This is a genomic window from Mesorhizobium sp. B2-4-15 (assembly GCF_006658505.1).
Classification (GTDB): Bacteria; Pseudomonadota; Alphaproteobacteria; order Rhizobiales; family Rhizobiaceae; genus Mesorhizobium.
This window is the reverse complement of the sequence record NZ_VFUZ01000006.1, coordinates 227,282-245,409: the sequence shown is the minus strand read 5'-3', so window position 1 is coordinate 245,409 and position 18,128 is coordinate 227,282. Positions and strand designations below refer to the sequence as shown.

The following is an 18,128-nucleotide window of genomic DNA, read 5'->3' as shown; positions in this document are numbered from 1 at the left end:
TTGATCGGGCGTCGGCGCCCGCAGTATCTCCCGGAAGCCGGAGACTTAAGCTGTTTAAACTGAAAGAGCCCGTTCGAGCTTGAAAGCTCGAATGGGCTCTTTCGCATTTCAGGCCGCAGTGTCAGCGAGCCAGGGGCGCGATCCGTGGCGACCGATTGACCGTGAGTTCCGGAACCGGAGCAGACCAGCGCTCGATGCGCACCAGTGTCGTATGCGACGCCGTTCCCTGGCTCAGGCCAGAGCAACCCTTGTCCAGCGTCAGGGTGTTCGGGTTGCCATGCACATCCAAGGGCTGGCCGTCGACGATTTGCAGATCGAACCACGCCCCTGTCGCCAGGCAGATGCAATCTGGGCGCAGGCGCGGATCGAGCCTTACGCCGGCAAGGCACGCGCCACGCTGGTTGTAGATGCGAACCACGTCCCCTTCGGCAATGCCATGCGCCGCCGCCGTCAGCGGATGCATGTCGCAGGGCTCGCGGCCCTTGATCTTGGAGGCCTGCGCTTCGGAGCCCATGTCATTCTGGCTGTGCAACCTTGTCTGCGGCTGACCTGAGATCAGGTGGTATTCGCCCTCGGCGGCATCGATCAGGCTTTCGATCGGCTTTCTCCAGACCGGATGGCCTGGGCAGTCCTCCAGCTTCATGTCGGCGATCGTCTGATTGAAAAGCGTGATCTTACCTGACTCCGTCGCCAGCGGATTGGCGACGGGATCGGCCATGAACTTGCCCAGAAACATCATCGGCGCAATCGAGCCGGGGAGGTCGAAGCGACCCTTCTCGCGGAATTCATCGAATTCCGGCAGCTCATAGCCGCGGTCCCTGGCTACTGCGCGTGAGTCCTGCCACATCGCCCGCAACCAGCCAATCGTGTCGCGGCCGAGCGTAAAGGCTTCCTCGACATCGAAGTGACGCGCCAGCCGCCCGAATATCTGGAAATCATCCATTGCCTGACCATAAGGACGGTGTGCCGGCGACATGTAGAGGATGGTCTTGTCACGCCTGTTCAGCATTATATCGTGGCGTTCAAGAGGCGTCGTCGCGGGCAGAACGATATCGGCGCGTCGGGCTGTGGCGGTCCAGCTGTGCTCATTCACGATGATCGTGTCCGGTCGCCTCCATGCGCGATCCAGCCTGTTCAGATCCTGATGGTGATGGAACGGATTGCCTCCCGTCCAGAATATCAGGCGGATATCCGGGTACGTTCTGGTTTCACCGTCGTAGGTATAGGTCTCTCCGGGGTGGAGCAGCATGTCGGTAATGCGCGCGACCGGAATGAAATCCGTTACCGGGTTTTTGCCTTGTGGCAGGGCTGGCCAAGGGATGTCGCGCATAGGCCTGCCGATCGGCGTTGTCGACCCGTAGCCGAAACCAAAGCCCAGGCCGGGACGCGCCATCTGGCCCAGCATCGCAGCGAGCGCCAGTCCTGCCCAGAGGGGCTGCTCTCCATGGTCGGCGCGCTGGAGAGCCCAGGACACGCTTATCATCGTGCGCTCCGCAGCCATCCGCTTTGCCAGGGCGCGGATGACATCCGCCGGGATATCGCAGATCGGCGCGGCCCAGTCGGCATGCTTTGCCTGGCCGTCGGCCTCTCCCAGAAGATAGGATCGGTACTGCGGCCAGCCGCTGGTGTAGCGCGCCAGGAACGCCTCGTGCTGCAGATCATTGGCCAGCAGTTCATGCGACAGGGCCAGCATCATTGCCGTATCGGTACCTGGTCGGATGGAGATCCACTCCGCGCCGGGCAGGTCGCCTTGTCGCGGGGCGACAGAGACAAGTTTGGTCTTGCCGTTGGCCATGTCAGACAACCAGTCATCCACTTCATGCCGGGACGTGCCGCCGGAATCCACCTGCGCCGTGTGGACGGAGATGCCACCGAATGCGACGAGGAGCGTGCAATTCTCGGTGACGTGCGACCAGCTCGTCATCTGCTCGCTAAGGATGTGATTGGAAAATCCGGTCAGGCGAGGCAGGAGCACTTCGGCAGCAGCGAAGGAATAGGCGTCCTTCTTTGAAACCGAGCCGCCGATGAGGTTAAGGAATCGCCGCATTTGCCCCTGGGCGTGATGAAAGCGCCCGGCGCTCGACCACCCGTAGGATCCGCCGAAGATCGACCCGTTTCCGTACCTGGTTCGCACGCGGTCGAGTTCCTGGCCGACGAGCGAAATCGCCTTGTCCCAACTGACCTCAACGAAGCTGTCGTCAGACCTTCCGGCACCCCTGTCCCCGTCCAGCCACCCCTTGCGAACAACAGGCGACGCAATCCTGGTGCCCTTGTGGCTGGCAGCGCTTTGCCAGCCCCGGCCGATACGCGATGGCGCCACGTCACCGTTGATGGGGGCAATGAGCCCGTCATCGCCGATCTGATAAGCGCCCCAGTGGGCCGCAGTATACCTCATGTCGTCTCCCGCGAATTTTCCAGGCGGTTGAGCGTGCTCATAAGTTCACGCTTCAGTTTATCAAAGGGCTAATGCGGGGCGGCCGATTGACGGTCAGGTCGGGAACCGGACCGGACCATCGCTCCATGCGCACCAGCGTCGTATGCGCCGCCGTTCCCTGGCTCAGTCCCGAGCACCCCTTGTCGAGCGTCAGCGTGTTTGGGTTTCCATGCACGTCCAGCAGCTGTCCGTCGACGATCTGTGGATCGAACCACGCTCCCGTCGCCAGCGAAATGCAATCGGAACGCAGCCCGGGATCAAGCCTGACGCCGGCAAGACAGGCGCCACGCTCATTGTAGATGCGAACCAGGTCACCTTCCTCGATGCCATGCGCCGCCGCCGTCTGAGGATGCATGTCGCAGGGCTCTCGTCCCTTGATCTTCGAAGCCTGTGCTTCGGCGCCCATGTCGTTCTGGCTGTGCAACCGCGTCGCGGGCTGTCCGGAGATCAGGTGCAACGTTCCTTCGCCGGCTTCGATAAGGCTTTCGATCGGCTTTTGCCAGCTCGGATGACCCGGGCAGTCATCGAGTTTCATGTCGGCGATTGTCTGGTTGAAAATTGTGATCTTGCCGGATTCAGTCGCCAGGGGATTGGCCTCCGGATCGGCCATAAAGGCGCCGAGAAACATCTTGGGTGGAATTGACGCCGGCAGGCTGCATTGACCCTTTTTGCGGAACTGATCGAATTCCGGCAGATGAAAACCATTGTCGGTCGCCATTGCGGACACATCCTGCCACATGGCGCGCAGCCAGCCATCGGTGTCGCGGCCGAGTGTAAAGGCTTCTTCCAAATCGAAGTGACGCGCCAGGCGCTGGAATATTTCGAAATCGTCTAATGCCTGGCCATAAGGCTTTTGGTACTGCGTCATGAAGAACATGGTTTCGTCGGCCCGGTTCAGCATGAAATCGTCGCGTTCCAACGGCGTCGTCGCGGGTAGGACGATATCGGCGCGCCGCGCGGTGGCAGTCCAGCTGTGCTCCGCCACGATGATCGTTTCCGGGCGCCTCCATGCGCGGTCCAGCCGATTCAGATCCTGATGGTGGTGAAACGGATTGCCACCGGTCCAGACGATCAGGCGGATATCCGGGTAAGTCCTTGTTTCACCGTCATAGGTATAGGTCTCTCCGGGATTGAGCAGCATGTCGGTGATGCGCGCCACCGGAATGAAGTCGGCAACAGGGTTCTTGCCCTGTGACACTGCGGGCCACGATATATCCCTGATGGGCCTGCCGATTGGCGCCGTCGACCCGTAACCAAAGGCGAAGCCAGTACCGGGATCCGCCATCTGGCCGAGCATCGCAGCGAGAGCCAGCCCGGCCCAGACCGGTTGCTCGCCATGGTCGGCCCGCTGCAGCCCCCACGCCACGCTGATCATCGTGCGTTCCCTGGCCATGCGATGCGCCAGAGAGCGGATCACATCGGCCCGGATATCGCAGATGGGAGCGGCCCAGTCGGCGTCTTTGACCTGGCCGTCGGTCTCCCCGAGGAGGTAATCCCGGTATTGTAGCCAACCGCTGGTGTAACGAGCCAGGAAGACCTCGTCCTGCAGATCGCCAGCCAGCAACTCATGCGACAGGGCGAGCATCATCGCAGTGTCGGTGCCCGGCCGGATGGAGATCCATTCCGCGCCGGGCAGGTCGCCTTGTCGAGGGGCGACAGAAACCAGTCGGGTCTTGCCCGTGGCCATCTGAGCCAGCCAATCGGAAATCTCGTGGCGGCACGAACCGCCGGGGTCGACTTGCGCCGTATGGGCCGAGATGCCACCGAAGGCGACCAGCAGCGTGCAGTTTTCGGCGACGAGTTGCCAGCTCGTCATTTCATGGATCAGGTGGTGGTTGGTAAATCCGGTGATGCGCGGCAAGATCACTTCGGCCGCGCCCGAGGAATAGGTGTTCACTTTCGAGACCGAGCCGCCGATAAGGTTCAAGAACCGACGCATATGTCCCATGGCATGATGGAAGCGCCCGGCGCTGGCCCACCCGTAGGAACCGCCAAAGATCGATCCATTCCCGAATTCGGTCCGCACACGGTCGAGTTCCCGGCCGGCGATCAAAATCGCCTGGTCCCAGCTGACCTCGACAAAACTGTCGTCGGATCTTCCGGCGCCCTTATCCCCTTCAAGCCAGCCTTTGCGAACAACCGGCGCAGCAATCCGGGTGCCCTCGTGATTGACCGCGCTTTGCCAGCCCCGGCCGATACGCGACGGTGCCGCGTCCGTTTCAACAGGCGTAAGGCCACCGTCATCGCCGATCCGATAAACGCCCCAGTGCGCTGCGGTGTACCTCATACCGTCCCCCAGGGAGTTTCTAAGCCGAGTATTGGACGCGTTCGTTGATGAACTTCGTGACCATGTGGTCGGCGATGCCTTCAATTCCGCCTTCGTGGCCATGGCCGCTGGCCTTCACGCCGCACACCGGGGTTTCGGCGAGGCCATAGGCGGCCTCGTTGACGCCAACCATGCCGACTTCAAGCCGGTCGCTGACATACCGGGTGACCGTCAGATCGTTGGAGAACACTGACGAGGCGAGTCCGTATTCGAGCGAATTGGCCTTTGCCACAAACTCTTCGGCTTCGGAAAACCGCAGGATCGGAGCAACCGGGCCAAAAGGTTCATCGCCGAGTATCGCGGCATCATCCGGCACATCCACCAACACTGTCGGCTCATAAAAATGTCCGATATTGTTGATGCGCTTGCCACCCGCGGCGACGGTTGCGCCCTTGCGGACCGCATCTGCCACGATGGCCTCGATAGAACCTATCTGCCGGGCGTTTGCGAGCGGTCCCATCTGGCTTTCAGGGGCTAGGCCGTTGCCTACGCGAAGGTTTTTGGCGAATGCGGTGAAGCGATCGACAAACTGATCGTAGACCCTGTCTTGCACGTAGAACCGGGTCGGCGAAACGCAGACCTGACCGCCGTTGCGGAATTTCGTTGCAGCGAGCTTTGCGACAACCGTCTGGACATCGATGTCGGAGAAAACAGCGATGGCGGCATGGCCGCCGAGTTCCAGTGTACAACGCTTGATATATTTCCCGCAAAGCATGCCGACTGCGCGCCCGGCGGCAATCGAGCCGGTGATTGACGCCTTGCGAATGATCGGCGACGCGATCAGATGCTCGGAAATTTTCGGAGGATCGCCAAAGACCAGCGACAAGACGTCCCCGGGAACGCCCGCGTCCAGGCACGCCTGCACGAGTAGAAACGCAGTGCCAGGGGTCTCTTCGGACGGCTTCAGTATGACTGAACAGCCAGCGGCTAGGGCGTTGGCGATCTTCCTCGCCGGCAAATTCATCGGAAAATTCCACGCACTGAAGGCAGCGACGGGTCCGATCGGTTCGCGCCGGATTTCGAAATGCTGGCCGTCTTCCCGCCCAGGGATGACACGGCCATAGGTGCGGCGGCCTTCCTCGGCGCACCAGTCAAAGATGTCGGCGACGCCAGCAATTTCTGCCTTGGACTCCGCCAGGACCTTGCCCTGCTCGAGGGTCATGGTTCGCGCAATCAGGTCGGAGCGCTCGCGCAGAAGCTGCGCGGAGGCGCGCAGTATCCGCCCACGCTCAAGGGCGGACGTGCGGCGCCACGCGTAAAATCCACGCGCGGAGCAGGCGAGCGCTGCGTCCAGATCGTCCGTCGTCGCCAGGACGAGATGGTTCAGAACCTCCAAAGTCGCCGGGTTTTCCACGGGGATCGTCTGCCGCCCGGCAGCATTCAGGCGTTGACCGCCGATGATCGGGCCAAATTCAGGATAGTCTTGCATGTTTACCAGTCCACCAGGGTTCCGTCGTCGAGGACTGCGGTCTGGATATGCAGGACCTCTTGCTGGAACGGATGCTTCGCGGCTTCCTTTTCGTCGACTTCGACGCCGAAGCCCGGCTTGTCGGGGGCAGCCCAGCGACCGTCAATCATCTGCGGCATTCCGCTGACGACGTCGTCATACCAGGGCACGGTTCCCGGCATGGCCTCGAGGATCACGAAATTCGGCGTGGAGATGCCGTAATGCAGTGATGCAATTGCTGCCAGCGGGCCGTTGGGATTGTGCGGCGCAACGCCAGCCTGCGCAAGCTCCGCAAGCGCTGCAACCTTCTTGCCCTCCAGCAAGCCGCCGCAGTGGTTGAGGTCGGGCTGAACGATGTTGCAGGCGCGCGCGTCCAGAAGGTCGGCAAACTCCCGCAATCCGACCAGCCGCTCACCGGTCGCAATCGGCACATTCGAGCGCTCGACGATCTCTCGCATGGCCCTGGTGTCGCCAGGCTGCACGGGCTCTTCGACGAACATTGGCCCCATCGGCTCCAGCGCCTTGATGTATTCCAGCGTGGCGCTGACCGTCGAGGCTCGGCCGTGGAAATCGACCATGATTGCAACATCGTCGCCAAGCCCCTCGCGCAGAGCGATGCCAAGCTTTTCAAGGTTGCGGCAGGCAGTGCGCGTCGTCGTCGCATTGGTGTAGGGAAGCGGCACGATCTTCACGGCGTGGAAGCCCTTTTCGATCACTGCCCGGGAAGACGCAACGAGCAGCGACGGGTCGAACGTATCGTCGTAAAGCGCCTTCATCTCGCCGAGGCCCGGGTGCGAATAGAGATCGACGCGCTCGCGAACCTTGCCGCCCAGCATCCGCCACACCGGGACGCCGAGTTCCTTGGCGGAAATGTCCCACAGCGCATGCTCGATGCCGCTGATCGCCGAGGCTCCGATAATGCCCAGACGATAGTAGCTGTGCTTGTTCATCCGGCGCACGGCCTGCTCGATGTTGCGCGGGTCCGTGCCGATCATCAGCTGTGCGAGATCTTCGACCGCACCAGTAACCGCCCGGGTCTTCCAGTTCAGCGTAGCTTCGCCCCAGCCATAGAGCCCCGGAACGGAAGTATCCACGCGCACGAATACCCAATTGCGCATCTTCGCATTGACGACGACAGTCCGAATTCCGGTGATTTTCATGTCTTTCACAACGCCGATCGCTCGGCCAAGGGCCAGCGCCGGCGTTCTTCTCCCGTTTGCTTTTCCCGACTGAAAAGATTCGTCTGGTTCCCGACCTAGGACGCATCCAATCGTTGATTATAATAACGACATGTTTGCTATATTGCAAACGGAAAACGAGAGCTGATGTCAGTTTCGACGGCACTCGAACGCGGGCGACAAAAAAGGATTCCCGAAAGTTTGTCGCCCTTTAAGGGCGTGTCCAGGCGCCTACATGGGCCTTTCAGACCCGCGGCCTTTGTAGGTATCGAGCCATTTCGGGTCCATTTTTGGTTCGGAGGCGAGCAATTGTGCCGTGTAGGGGTGGTGCGGCGGCGCGAAGACCTTGCTTCTTGCACCGCTGTCGGTCACACGCCCGCGCTGCATGACCACGACCTCGTCTGCGACAGCTCGGACTGTCGCCAGGTCATGGGTGATGAACATGTAAGTCAGGCCGATCTCGTTCTGCAGCCGGTCGAGCAGGCGCAGGATGCCCTCGGCGACAATCTGGTCGAGAGCGCTCGTCACTTCGTCGCAGATGACGATTTCGGGGTCGGCCGCCAGCGCTCGAGCAATGCCGACGCGCTGCTTCTGGCCGCCTGACAGCTCCGATGGGAGGCGGTCGTAGAATTTTGCCGGGTCAAGTTCAATCAGCGACAGCAATTCCTCGACGCGACGGTGCAGCGCGCGGTCCTCAAGACCCGCATAGAACTTGGCTGGCCTGCCGATGATTTCGCTGACGCGCATTCTCGGATTAAGTGCGGTGTCCGCCGACTGATAGATCATCTGGATCCGGCGCAGTTGATCCTTGCTTCGCTCGCGGAAGGACCACGGCAGAATCTCGCCTCTCAGCCGAATTTCACCGCTGGTGGCCGGCAACAGCCCCATGATCGTGCGCGCGGTGGTCGACTTGCCGGAACCGGATTCTCCAACGACCGCGACCGTCATGCCGCGATGGAGGTCGAAGCTGACGTCATGGAGCACTTTCGGACCGCTGCGATAAGCGACGTCCAGTCCGCGTATGGAGAGTTCGGGCTGCGCGGTCTTGGACGAGCGCGATTTTTCAGGCCGCTCGTAGCTCCGCACGGCCAGGAGCTTCCGGGTGTAGCTTTCCTTGGGATGAGCCAGAATATGCGCGGTTGGCGCCTCTTCAACCTCTTCACCTTTCAAAAGCACTTTGATGCGGTCGGCCATCTGGGCGACGACGGCCAGGTCATGGGTGATGTAGATCGCAGCCGTTTGGAACTGTTCGACGATATCGCGTATCGCTGACAGGACCTCCACCTGGGTGGTCACGTCAAGCGCGGTCGTGGGTTCGTCGAAGATGATAAGGTCGGGACGGCAGGCCATGGCCATCGCTGTCATTGCCCGCTGCAATTGCCCGCCGGACAGCTGATGCGGATAGCGAAATCCGATGACATCCGGCTCGGGCAAGCGAAGCTTTGCGTAGAGCTTCATCCCGTCGTCCTGCGCCGCCGAACGCGACTGATATCCATGCAGCACCGGGGCTTCGACATGCTGGTCGATTATTTTGTGGGCGGGGTTGAAGCTGGCGGCCGCCGATTGCGCCACATAGGCAATTCTTGCCCCGCGCAGAGCGCGCAATTGCGCCTCGGTGGCGGTGCGCAAATCCTGTCCGTCGAACGTGATTCGCCCGCCCGAAATACGTGTCCCGTAACGGGCAAATCCCATTGCAGCAAGCCCGATCGTGGACTTTCCCGCACCGGACTCTCCAATAAGGCCAATGACCTCACCACGATCCAGATCAAGATCAACGCCTTTGACGATTTCCAAGATGGTGTCACCCACCATGGCTTCAATGCGCAGATCCCGGATCTGAAGCAGCCGCTTGTCGTCGGGTGCCATCACATGCGCTCCTTCAGTCCGGCGGTGAGTTTCAGCATCCAGTCGACGATGAAATTCACCCCAACCGTCAGCAGGGCGATCGCCATCGCGGGTATCAGCGGGGTGATCTTGCCGAATGAAATCAGCACGGCGTTCTCGCGCACCATGGAACCCCAGTCGGCCGTTGGCGGCTGGATGCCCAGGCCAAGAAACGACAGCCCCGCGATAAGCAGAAACACGTAGCAGAACTGCAGTCCGAACTCTGCAATCAGCGGCGCGGCTATGTTCGGGAGGATTTCCCTCCGGATCAGATACCAGTCGCCTTCGCCCCTGATGCGCGAGGCTTCAACAAAGTCCGTGACCACCACATTGGCTGCGACCGAGCGGGTCAGCCGGAAAATCCTGGGCGCGTAGATGGCGGCCACGACGCCAACCAGGACGACCAGGTTCGTGCCCAGGATAGACAGCAGCAGCAGCGCTAGGATCAGCGCCGGTATCGACATCAGGACATCCGCCAAGCGCCCTAGGGTCTGATCGATGACGCCGCCTCTGATCGCGGCGAAGAGTCCTGCAAGCGTGCCCAGCAGGAAGGCCGCGATCGTGGCGGTCAGGGACAGCAGGATGGAGTTCCTTGCCCCAAAGACGATGCGGGAGAATATGTCCCGCCCGAGTTGATCGGTGCCCAGCCAGTAGGTTGCGGCGGGAGGCGCATAGGCTTTCGACACGATCTCGGACTCACTGAAAGGCGCGATGAACGGCGCGAAAATGACCATGGCGAGACAGACGCCGATCACGATGAATCCGAACATCGCCGTCAGGGGCGCCGAACGAAACACCGTGGCAAGAGTTGAGGGAACCAATCTGATCAGGAGCCAGCGAAGAGCATAGGAAGCAACCATCGCCAGCACGAACACCACCGCGACGATGGCCAGCGTGTCGACGCCATCTCGGCCAGCGACAAACCAGGTGATCGCGGTCAGCGCTGCCAGCAGCGCTGCGATCACGGATCCCCCTTTTTCTCCACGATAGAGCGTCGCCGCGAACGCGACGCAAATCAGGGCAATGAAACCAATGGAAAGGACGCTCACGCCGAGGGGGCTCATTTGGGACGCTTGAGACGGGGGTTTGTCAGGATTGAGCCGACATCCGCCGCAATGTTCAACAGGATGAAGATCGCCGCGAAAATCAGGCAGCAAGCTTGCACGATGGGAAAATCCCGCTTGGACACAGAGTCCACTAGAAGCTGGCCGATACCCGGATAATCGAAGACCACCTCGACCAGAACGACGCCGGTTATCATGTAGGCAAGACTGAGGGTCACCACATTGATGATCGGCGCCCACGCATTTGGCAGCGCGTGCCGGACAATCACCCGCCACGGCGGCACCCCTTTCAGGCGGGCCATCTCGATATAGGGGCCGGCAAGAACGTTGATGATAGCGGCGCGAGTCATCCTCATCATGTGTGCTGTAGCGACCAGGACAAGCGTCATGGCCGGCAGAAAGCTGCGGAAGATGCGTTCGCCGATCTCCGCGCCATCCCTGATGTTGGAGATCGGCGGAAACCAGCGGAGCTTAACCGCGAAAATGACGACCAATATATATCCCAACAGGAATTCCGGCGCGGAAACGGCCGTCAGGGACGTGACGTTAACGCTCTTGTCGAAGATCGTGTCGCGGAACAGCGCGGCCGCGACACCCAGCGAGACCGCCAGCGGAATGGCGATGATTGCAGCGAAACCCGCCAGGAAGAACGAATTGGCGAACCGGCCCAGGATCGCGCCGGCCACACTTGTGTGGCTGATCATCGAAGTGCCGAAGTCGCCGTGGACGAAGTCTTGCAGCCAATAGAAGTAGCGAACGATAGCCGGAACATCCAATCCCATCTGCTTTCGCATCGCGGCCACGGTTTCCCCGGTCGCCATTTGACCCAGGGCGGCTTGCGCTGAGTCCCCCGGCAAGAGCTCGACCGCAAAGAATATCAGAATTGAGACGACCAACATCGTCAACAAACCCAAGCCGAGCCGCTTTATGATCAGCGAAACTATATCAGTCAACCATCGCTCCCGTTGTGCGCTCTGCGGCGCATGTTTCGCTGGTTTGTTTCACAGTTGCGACACCCATTATCTTGCAACTGCGCAAGGGCGGGATCGAGTGCCTCGAAATTCTATGACGCCCTTGCCTAGGCTCGTTTCATCGGCGGTCGATCTGTTGCGATGTCCTCGTATTTTGCTAATATCACAACGCATCATTCACAATGCGCAAAAAATGGTTAAATGGCAAATGCTATTTTCCTGGCATTCACGCCCGTCTGCCTGCCCGCGGACTGCGTCTCCAGATCGATCCGTTTTTCAAAACCAGGGCTCCCGCGCGAGCCTGCAGACAGAAGGTAGAATGGTATGAAGGCACTAGTCACCGCCGGCACACGGGGCATGGGCCGCGCGATTGCGCAACGGCTGATGCAGTCGGGTTGTGAATGCATCGTCACTGGCACGACGGAAGTGTCCTGCAAAAATGTCCCGGATGGGGCGACAGGGCTCGCTGCCGATCTTACCCGGCCCGCAGATGTGGCGCGGCTTGCCGAGACGATAGCAGGGCTGGAGATAGACATCCTGGTCAACAATGCCGGGAAGAATATCCTCGGACCCACCGATGAATTCGCGGATGCGGATTTCGATGCGCTCATGACGATCAACCTCAAGGCGCCTTTTTCACTTTGCCGGGCCGTGATCCCGTATATGAAACAGCGTGGATGGGGCCGTATTGTGAACATCACATCGCTATGGTCCGTACGCGCCCAGCGCCAGGACGCGGCCTATTGCGCCTCCAAATTCGGATTGGATGGGATGACGGCATCCCTTGCCCCGGAACTCGCACCACACGGAATTCTGGTCAATGCGGTGGCGCCGGGCTACATCCTGACGGACGCCGTGGCGAAGGGATTTGCCGAAGAACGTATCGCCAAAGACGCCGAGACCATCCCGTTGGGCCGGTATGGCAGGCCCGAGGAGATCGCCGAGATCGTCGCCTGGCTGGCCAGCAGCGCAAACAGCTACATGACCGGCCAGAATCTCCTGGTGGATGGCGGCTTGTCGCGGACGGCTTTTCCCCAAATCTGACGCCGGGCGGCAGGTTATTCACCTGCACAATGAAACGGGCGGCAGACTTGTTCTGCCGCCCGGAAGTTGGGGAGGATGGGAGTGTGGCTTGGCTACTCGAACCACCACCGGCTGGTACCGCGCGCACCATCGAGCGCCCAGTTGGTGGCGATCTTTTCGGGCTGCATGACGTTCGACCTGGAGGCAAACACCAGGTTCAGGAACATCGGCAGGATAGTTCCGCCGTCGTCGCGCGAAATCATTGCCATTTCGCGATACATTTCGGCCCGCAGGCTGTCGTTGAGCTCTGCTCGCGCCTTCAGCAGGAGTTCATTGAAGCGTGGGTTGTTCCATTTCGATTCATTCCACGCGGCATCGTCCTTGTAGGCCGTGCTGTACATGAGGTCGGGCGTCGGGCGCGCGCCCCACTGCGCGATGCAGAACGGCTTCTTCAACCAGACATCCGACCAGTAGCGATCGTTGGGTTCGCGCACCACATTGACTTCGATGCCCGCGGCCTTGGCATGTTCCGCAAACAGGACAGCCAGGTCTACTGCCCCGGAGGTGACGCTGTCGGCGGTGCTGAGGTCCACTTTCAGCCGGTCGAGGCCAGCCTTTTTCAGCAATGTGCGTGCCTGGTCCGGATCGTATTCACGCTGGGGGATGCCTTTCGGAAAATATGGCATCTCTGGCGAATGGTGGAAATCATTGCCGGGCGAAGCCGCTCCGAAGGTGATCTTCTCGATCATGTCCTTGCGATTGATCGCCAGTTTCATGGCGTTGCGGACATCGACATTGTCGAACGGCGCGACGTTTGTGTGCATGGGCATGGTGATCGCCGTGCCCGATGGGAGATTGAGGACCTTGATGCTCGGATCCTGCCCCAGCAGGGCTAGGGTCTTCAGCTCAAGCTGCGTCACGGCATCGACTTCGTTTGCGATGAGCGCCGTCTGGCGGGCATTCGGATCGTTGATGACGACGATCTGCACCGCGTCGAAATGAGCGCCCTGGAGATGCCAGCCGTCGTGCCTTTGCAACTCGAAACCGCGGCCGAACTCGCCGGTGACCAGCTTGTAGGGGCCAGAACCGTCACCGGATTGCCAGTTCAAGGTGCCGTCACTGTTGGCAGGGCAGATCGCTAGATGGACGTCCGTCAAGAGCCACGGAAGATCCGCCGTGCCCGATTCCATTTTGATGGTGATGGAGTAGTCGTCGTTCTTGACGACGTCCTTCACGCCCGCGAGCAATGATTTTGCCGCCGAAGTGGATTTTTCGCCGCGGTGATGGTTCAGGGAAGCGATTACGTCGTCGGCGACCACCTTCTTGCCGCTATGGAAAACAGCGCGCCGGTCGAGCTGGAAGCTCCACTCCTTTGCATCGGGCGTAGCGCTCCATTCCTTGGCGATGTCCGGCCCTAGTGAGGAGTCGGATTCGATCGCCGTGATGTAGGAGCGGTGCGCGTTGGCCAGCAAATAGACCGAAAAATTGAGATATGCTCCCGGGTCATGGGAGTCCGAGGTGCTGCCGTCATGCGAGGCGACGCGGAATGTGCCTCCCCGCTTCGGCTCAGCACGAGCAGAACGCGTCCACACGCCCGTCGCTGTCGTCGCCGTCAGCCCCGCGGCCATCGCGTGGTACAAAAACGAGCGGCGCGAGATCGTTCCGGTGCGGGCTGCATCCGACAGTTTCTTCATCAAAACGTCGTCTTGGCGGTCAGTCATTGGTGTCTCCCATTGCTCGTCGGTCCGTCTGGCTCTCCGTCGAAGCCTCGGCCCGCTTCTGACGAGCGAGATGCCGGGCACCGAGAAGCGGTATTTGCCAGTATTGTTCTTCTTTACCGAACCGCACGCGGGCTGCTCAGCGTTTTCAATGCTGGCACAAGTGTTTCATATATGTCAATCGAATTGAGGATATGCCGACCCGAGACAGGTCGCCGCATCGCGGTGCAAGCAAGCGGCGCGATCTTTCCCAATCAGATTGTGGCAGGTTTCCAGTCGACCGCGCAGATCTTGGGCAATGTCCCAAGCCGACGGACTACCGCCGCGCAGCATGCCGGATATAGGCTGGCCCAGGCTCTCGATAGTTTCGCCGCTGCGGCTGGACTTCAGGCGACCATGGATTTCATCCAGCGGCAAAACCCGGGGGGCCACGGTAGTGGGGAAATTCCGAGCGTGGGAATCTTTCGTGGCCGACGGGAGCCGGCGGATCAGCGTCCGGGATTCAGATGCTTGGTCAGGCGGTCGGTTACCGTCAGGATCTGTTTGTGCAGCGCGCGCTCATCCTTCTCGGTTAGCGTGCCCGATATGACGGATACGCCCATTGCCGCGAAGACACTCTCATCCGCATCGAAAACCGGCGCTGCGAAACAGGTCAGGACTTCGATAAACTCGCCGAAATCGGTCGCAATCCCAGTCCGTCGAATCTCCTCTACAGCTTCGGCGAGCTTGGCCCGATCGGTAATCGTATTCGATGTCGCAGCGCGCATCGGAATGCTTTTTATCAACTCGTTACGTTTGGCTTCGGGCTGAAACGCCAGGATTGCTTTACCCAGGGCCGTTGAGTGAAGCGGCTCTTCAAGCCCGACCAGACTCCGGATGGACATGGGCGTATCCGGGGAAGCTGTATCGACCAACACGGCGCTTTGGTGGGACATCAACGCCAGATGTGCTTCCAGCCCGGTCACTTGGGCCAACTCTTCCAGATAGGGCCGGGAAACCCGGACAACCGTGGTCATGGGACCCGCACGCGAAGCCCATACAAGGAACTTGGTGCCCAATCCGTATTTTTTGGTCTGGAAATCCTGGCTGAGGACGCCACTTCGTTCAAGCGTGGTCAGGAACCGGTAGGCCGATCCCTTGTCCATGCTGAACTCCCGGGCAATATCACTGACACCGAAGCTGCGCTGCTTGGAGGCAAAAAAGTCAAGAATCCTCAGGCCCTTGTCCAAGGTCTTGATGCCGGGCTGGTCACTCCCATCGACAAGATCGATGCTCTCTGCGAGACTTTGCTCGAGAATTTTGCCTTTGATATCTTCCATTTTTACTCGCCAAATCTCGGGTTTGAAGGCATTGAAATCGAGGCGCTTTGCGCTTGACCCTTAACCAACTCATGTCGCCGCGCGGTCCGCTCCAGCGCGACCTAGCAAAATCGTTCGCATACTGTCAAAATTGTAATCCACTATAGCAACGTCGACAAGGGCAAATGGCTTTCCGTTTTGTTCGGCCCGCGAGATAATCAGCATCCTCCGCGAGAGAGGGGCGAACTCGGTCGGCATGTCCAGATTCGGAGGATCAGCTTCGAAGAATGAGCCGCTCTCAGCCGTTTTGGTGCGGATTGCCGGCAAGGCGATTTGCCGGAAGGCAACCAAGGCAGCTTGTCGATTGGCTGGAAAATCGTGCGGAAACTTGGTGATTTGCTTTTCATTCAAACGACGGGACTATCCATTCAGACTTTGGAGACAGAGGAAGGTCCACCCATCGCCTTTCAATCATCGACATATGTGAAGCAAGAACGAACTCATTGGCCCTGAGACCATCCAAACCACTAGCGGAGGGTAACCGCGGCTTGCGGCCGGAAATAAGGTCGGCGAATACCTCAATCTGCGTAGCGTACGGGTCATTGCGCGGGGGCGAGAGCGCGATCCATCCATCAAAGCCACCACCGCTCATCCTGCGGGGCTTCGAACGAGGATACCAAGCTGCTCTGATGTCCGCCGGCAAATCGTCGAATCGCCGGTTAACGAAGACCGCTAGGGGTGTCGGCGACGAAACGGTTGTTGCCTCTTCAATCAAATGCAGAGAGCCTTCGGTTCCGTAGAACTCCGTCAGGTCGCCGGGCACAGGGCAGAACCGTTCTGAGGAAATGACGCCGGCTACGCCATCGCCCATCTCGGCTATCACATGTATATTGTCATCCAACGGTACAGGCATCGCACTGTGTTGAAGCGTGGCGCAGACCGCGGTGAAATCCCGGCTCAGCATGTATCTGATCAGGTCTATACGATGGATTGTAAGATCCATCACCACCTGACAACTTTCGATCGTATCGGAAGTTGTCGATGTCGACCCACTCATCCCATTTCTCCGAAAAGACGGACCGGAAAGACTTTATCTCCCCGATCAAACCACTTTGAATAATGTTGCGGGCTGCCGTGACAGTATTGGCGTAGCGCTGGTTAAAGCCGATATGCAGCTGACCGCCCGCCTTGGCGCATGCCTCGATGATGTGAGCGCCTGATACAAGATCGTGAGTGATCGGCTTTTCGCAGAGGATGTGTTTGCCCATGGCCGCCGCCTCAATGGCGACCTCGGTGTGATAGCGGTTGGGTGTGCCTACAATCACAGCGTCGATCTGGGGGTCAGCCAGGAAGCTGCGAAGATCCGCGTAATGAGCCGGCAAATTGTATCGAGCAGCAAAATCCTTCGCGCGATCTGCGGCAATGTCGGCCACTGCTACGGCGCGAACCCCTTCCACTGCTGCGATAGCAGGCATGTGTAGCTCTGCCACAAGGCCGGTGCCAACAATTCCAATTCCGATCGCCATGAACCCAATCCTGTTCGCCGTCGACTTTCCGAGCCTGCCTACGCTGGCGCTCGACTAACCACGCGTTTCTGATGTTAACAACATCGTTGACATATAAGCAATATGTTTTTAGATCTGGGGTGCTGATCGTTTCAATGGAAAGTTGATGGGATGGCCGATCCAAGCTAAAAAAGGGGAACAAAATGGGCAGAATGCGTAAATTATTAACCGGACTGGCAGTGCTTGCCGGGCTCGGTACGTCAACGGGTCTGGCACAATCTGAAACGCTGAGGATTGTCACCTGGCAGGGCTACGCAGATGACGATTGGGTCGAGGAGTTCGAGGCTGCCTACAACGCCGACGTTCAAGTCACATTCGTAGGTGACGACGCGGAAATCTGGGCCAAGGTAAGGGGTTCCAACGGAGCGGATGCCGATATCATAACGACCAATACTGGCCAGTTGCAACGCTACATCGACGCTAACCTTCTGGCTCCGATCGATCTGAACATGGTACCGAACCAAAAGGAAGTTCTGGAGCAGTTCCGCGATCTGGCCAAGATTCCTGGCGTCATGCGGAACGGCAAAGTCTTCATGATGCCTTATGTGTATGCGCCGTATCTCCTGGCCTACAATCCCGATCTTGTAAGTGAAGCCCCGACGTCGTGGAGCTCCCTCTGGGATCCCAAATACAAAGGGAAGGTGCTGACGCACGACAGCTACGAATACAATTTCACAATTGCTGCAATTTTGGACGGAGCGAAGGACCCCTTCCAACTGTCGGAGGACGAGTTGCAGCGTTGCAAGACGAAGCTGATCGACCTTCAGCATCAGCTTCTGAGCTACTACCAATATCCTGAAGAGGTCGTGCAGCTTTGGCAGAGCAACGAAATCGCCGTCATGATGGCGGCGTACGGACCCTCGCAGATCAACGCCTTGCGCAAGGCCGGCGCGAAGGTCGAAGCCGTGATTCCCAAGGAGGGCACGCCGACTTGGCTCGACTCGATGGCGGTGACCGTCGGGGCTAAAGGCGCCAAGTACGATCTCGCCATGAAGTGGATCAACTTCGCGCTCAAGAAGGAAATCTCCAAGGCCCTGGCTAGGCGGACCAACTTCGGCACCACCGGTTTCGACACCGGCGCCATCACGCCCAACGACAAAATATTCTGGGTCCAGTCGATCGAAGACCCAACACGCCGCAGCGATCTCTGGAACGAGATCAAGGCCACGCCGTAGTCTGAAATCGATGCCCCGGGAACCGATGGTTTCGATTTCCGGGAC

At 59.6% G+C, this 18,128-nt stretch carries 14 protein-coding genes; 2 read left to right on the top strand and 12 right to left on the bottom strand.

The genetic code is table 11. The annotated features are described in order from the left end of the window. Positions 1 to 121 precede the first annotated feature (121 nt). The 7 genes from FJ930_RS10185 to FJ930_RS10155 all read right to left on the bottom strand — a co-directional run bounded on the left by FJ930_RS10185 (position 122) and on the right by FJ930_RS10155 (position 11,286). Complete coding sequence (locus FJ930_RS10185) at positions 122 to 2,395, bottom strand: molybdopterin-dependent oxidoreductase (RefSeq protein WP_141837251.1); 2,274 nt, start codon at positions 2,393 to 2,395, stop codon at positions 122 to 124. A gap of 52 nt (positions 2,396 to 2,447) precedes the next feature. Further along, positions 2,448 to 4,805, bottom strand: coding sequence for a molybdopterin-dependent oxidoreductase (locus tag FJ930_RS10180; RefSeq protein WP_210245350.1), 2,358 nt, complete (start codon positions 4,803 to 4,805; stop codon positions 2,448 to 2,450). Next, on the bottom strand, positions 4,741 to 6,189 hold the full coding sequence (locus tag FJ930_RS10175; protein ID WP_141837249.1) for an NAD-dependent succinate-semialdehyde dehydrogenase: 1,449 nt from the start codon (positions 6,187 to 6,189) through the stop codon (positions 4,741 to 4,743). Before FJ930_RS10175 ends, FJ930_RS10180 begins: the two co-directional genes overlap by 65 nt. 2 nt (positions 6,190 to 6,191) lie before the next feature. After that, complete coding sequence (locus FJ930_RS10170; RefSeq protein ID WP_141837247.1) at positions 6,192 to 7,367, bottom strand: enolase C-terminal domain-like protein; 1,176 nt, start codon at positions 7,365 to 7,367, stop codon at positions 6,192 to 6,194. Between the two features lie 249 nt (positions 7,368 to 7,616). Then, on the bottom strand, positions 7,617 to 9,251 hold the full coding sequence (locus tag FJ930_RS10165) for an ABC transporter ATP-binding protein (RefSeq protein ID WP_141837245.1): 1,635 nt from the start codon (positions 9,249 to 9,251) through the stop codon (positions 7,617 to 7,619). Then, positions 9,251 to 10,318, bottom strand: coding sequence for an ABC transporter permease (locus FJ930_RS10160; protein ID WP_246676859.1), 1,068 nt, complete (start codon positions 10,316 to 10,318; stop codon positions 9,251 to 9,253). The genes FJ930_RS10165 and FJ930_RS10160 overlap by 1 nt, the downstream gene beginning before the upstream one ends. Before the next feature lie 11 nt (positions 10,319 to 10,329). Continuing rightward, on the bottom strand, positions 10,330 to 11,286 hold the full coding sequence (locus tag FJ930_RS10155; RefSeq protein WP_141837243.1) for an ABC transporter permease: 957 nt from the start codon (positions 11,284 to 11,286) through the stop codon (positions 10,330 to 10,332). Positions 11,287 to 11,628: 342 nt separating this feature from the next. Between FJ930_RS10155 and FJ930_RS10150 the strand changes: the two genes are divergently transcribed. Continuing rightward, positions 11,629 to 12,348: an SDR family oxidoreductase gene (locus FJ930_RS10150; protein ID WP_141837242.1), complete on the top strand. Its 720-nt coding sequence runs from the start codon at positions 11,629 to 11,631 to the stop codon at positions 12,346 to 12,348. Between the two features lie 92 nt (positions 12,349 to 12,440). Here the strand turns inward: FJ930_RS10150 and FJ930_RS10145 are convergent, their stop codons facing one another. The 5 genes from FJ930_RS10145 to FJ930_RS10125 all read right to left on the bottom strand — a co-directional run bounded on the left by FJ930_RS10145 (position 12,441) and on the right by FJ930_RS10125 (position 16,869). Further along, a complete protein-coding gene (locus FJ930_RS10145) occupies positions 12,441 to 14,048 on the bottom strand; it encodes an ABC transporter substrate-binding protein (protein WP_141837240.1) in 1,608 nt (535 codons plus the stop codon). A 485-nt stretch (positions 14,049 to 14,533) separates the two neighbouring features. Further along, the gene (locus FJ930_RS10140; RefSeq protein ID WP_141837238.1) at positions 14,534 to 15,364 is read right to left on the bottom strand and encodes an IclR family transcriptional regulator; all 831 of its coding nucleotides are present in this window, start codon (positions 15,362 to 15,364) and stop codon (positions 14,534 to 14,536) included. A 69-nt stretch (positions 15,365 to 15,433) separates the two neighbouring features. Next, complete coding sequence (locus FJ930_RS10135; RefSeq protein WP_141837236.1) at positions 15,434 to 15,754, bottom strand: hypothetical protein; 321 nt, start codon at positions 15,752 to 15,754, stop codon at positions 15,434 to 15,436. After that, on the bottom strand, positions 15,747 to 16,307 hold the full coding sequence (locus FJ930_RS10130) for a hypothetical protein (RefSeq protein ID WP_348642720.1): 561 nt from the start codon (positions 16,305 to 16,307) through the stop codon (positions 15,747 to 15,749). Before FJ930_RS10130 ends, FJ930_RS10135 begins: the two co-directional genes overlap by 8 nt. Further along, entirely contained in the window at positions 16,237 to 16,869 is a 633-nt protein-coding gene (locus FJ930_RS10125) for a Gfo/Idh/MocA family oxidoreductase (protein ID WP_141837232.1), read from the bottom strand. Before FJ930_RS10125 ends, FJ930_RS10130 begins: the two co-directional genes overlap by 71 nt. Before the next feature lie 182 nt (positions 16,870 to 17,051). On the opposite strand from FJ930_RS10125, the gene FJ930_RS10120 reads away from it, so the two are divergent. Then, a complete protein-coding gene (locus FJ930_RS10120) occupies positions 17,052 to 18,083 on the top strand; it encodes an extracellular solute-binding protein (RefSeq protein ID WP_141837230.1) in 1,032 nt (343 codons plus the stop codon). The last annotated feature ends 45 nt before the right edge of the window (positions 18,084 to 18,128 follow it).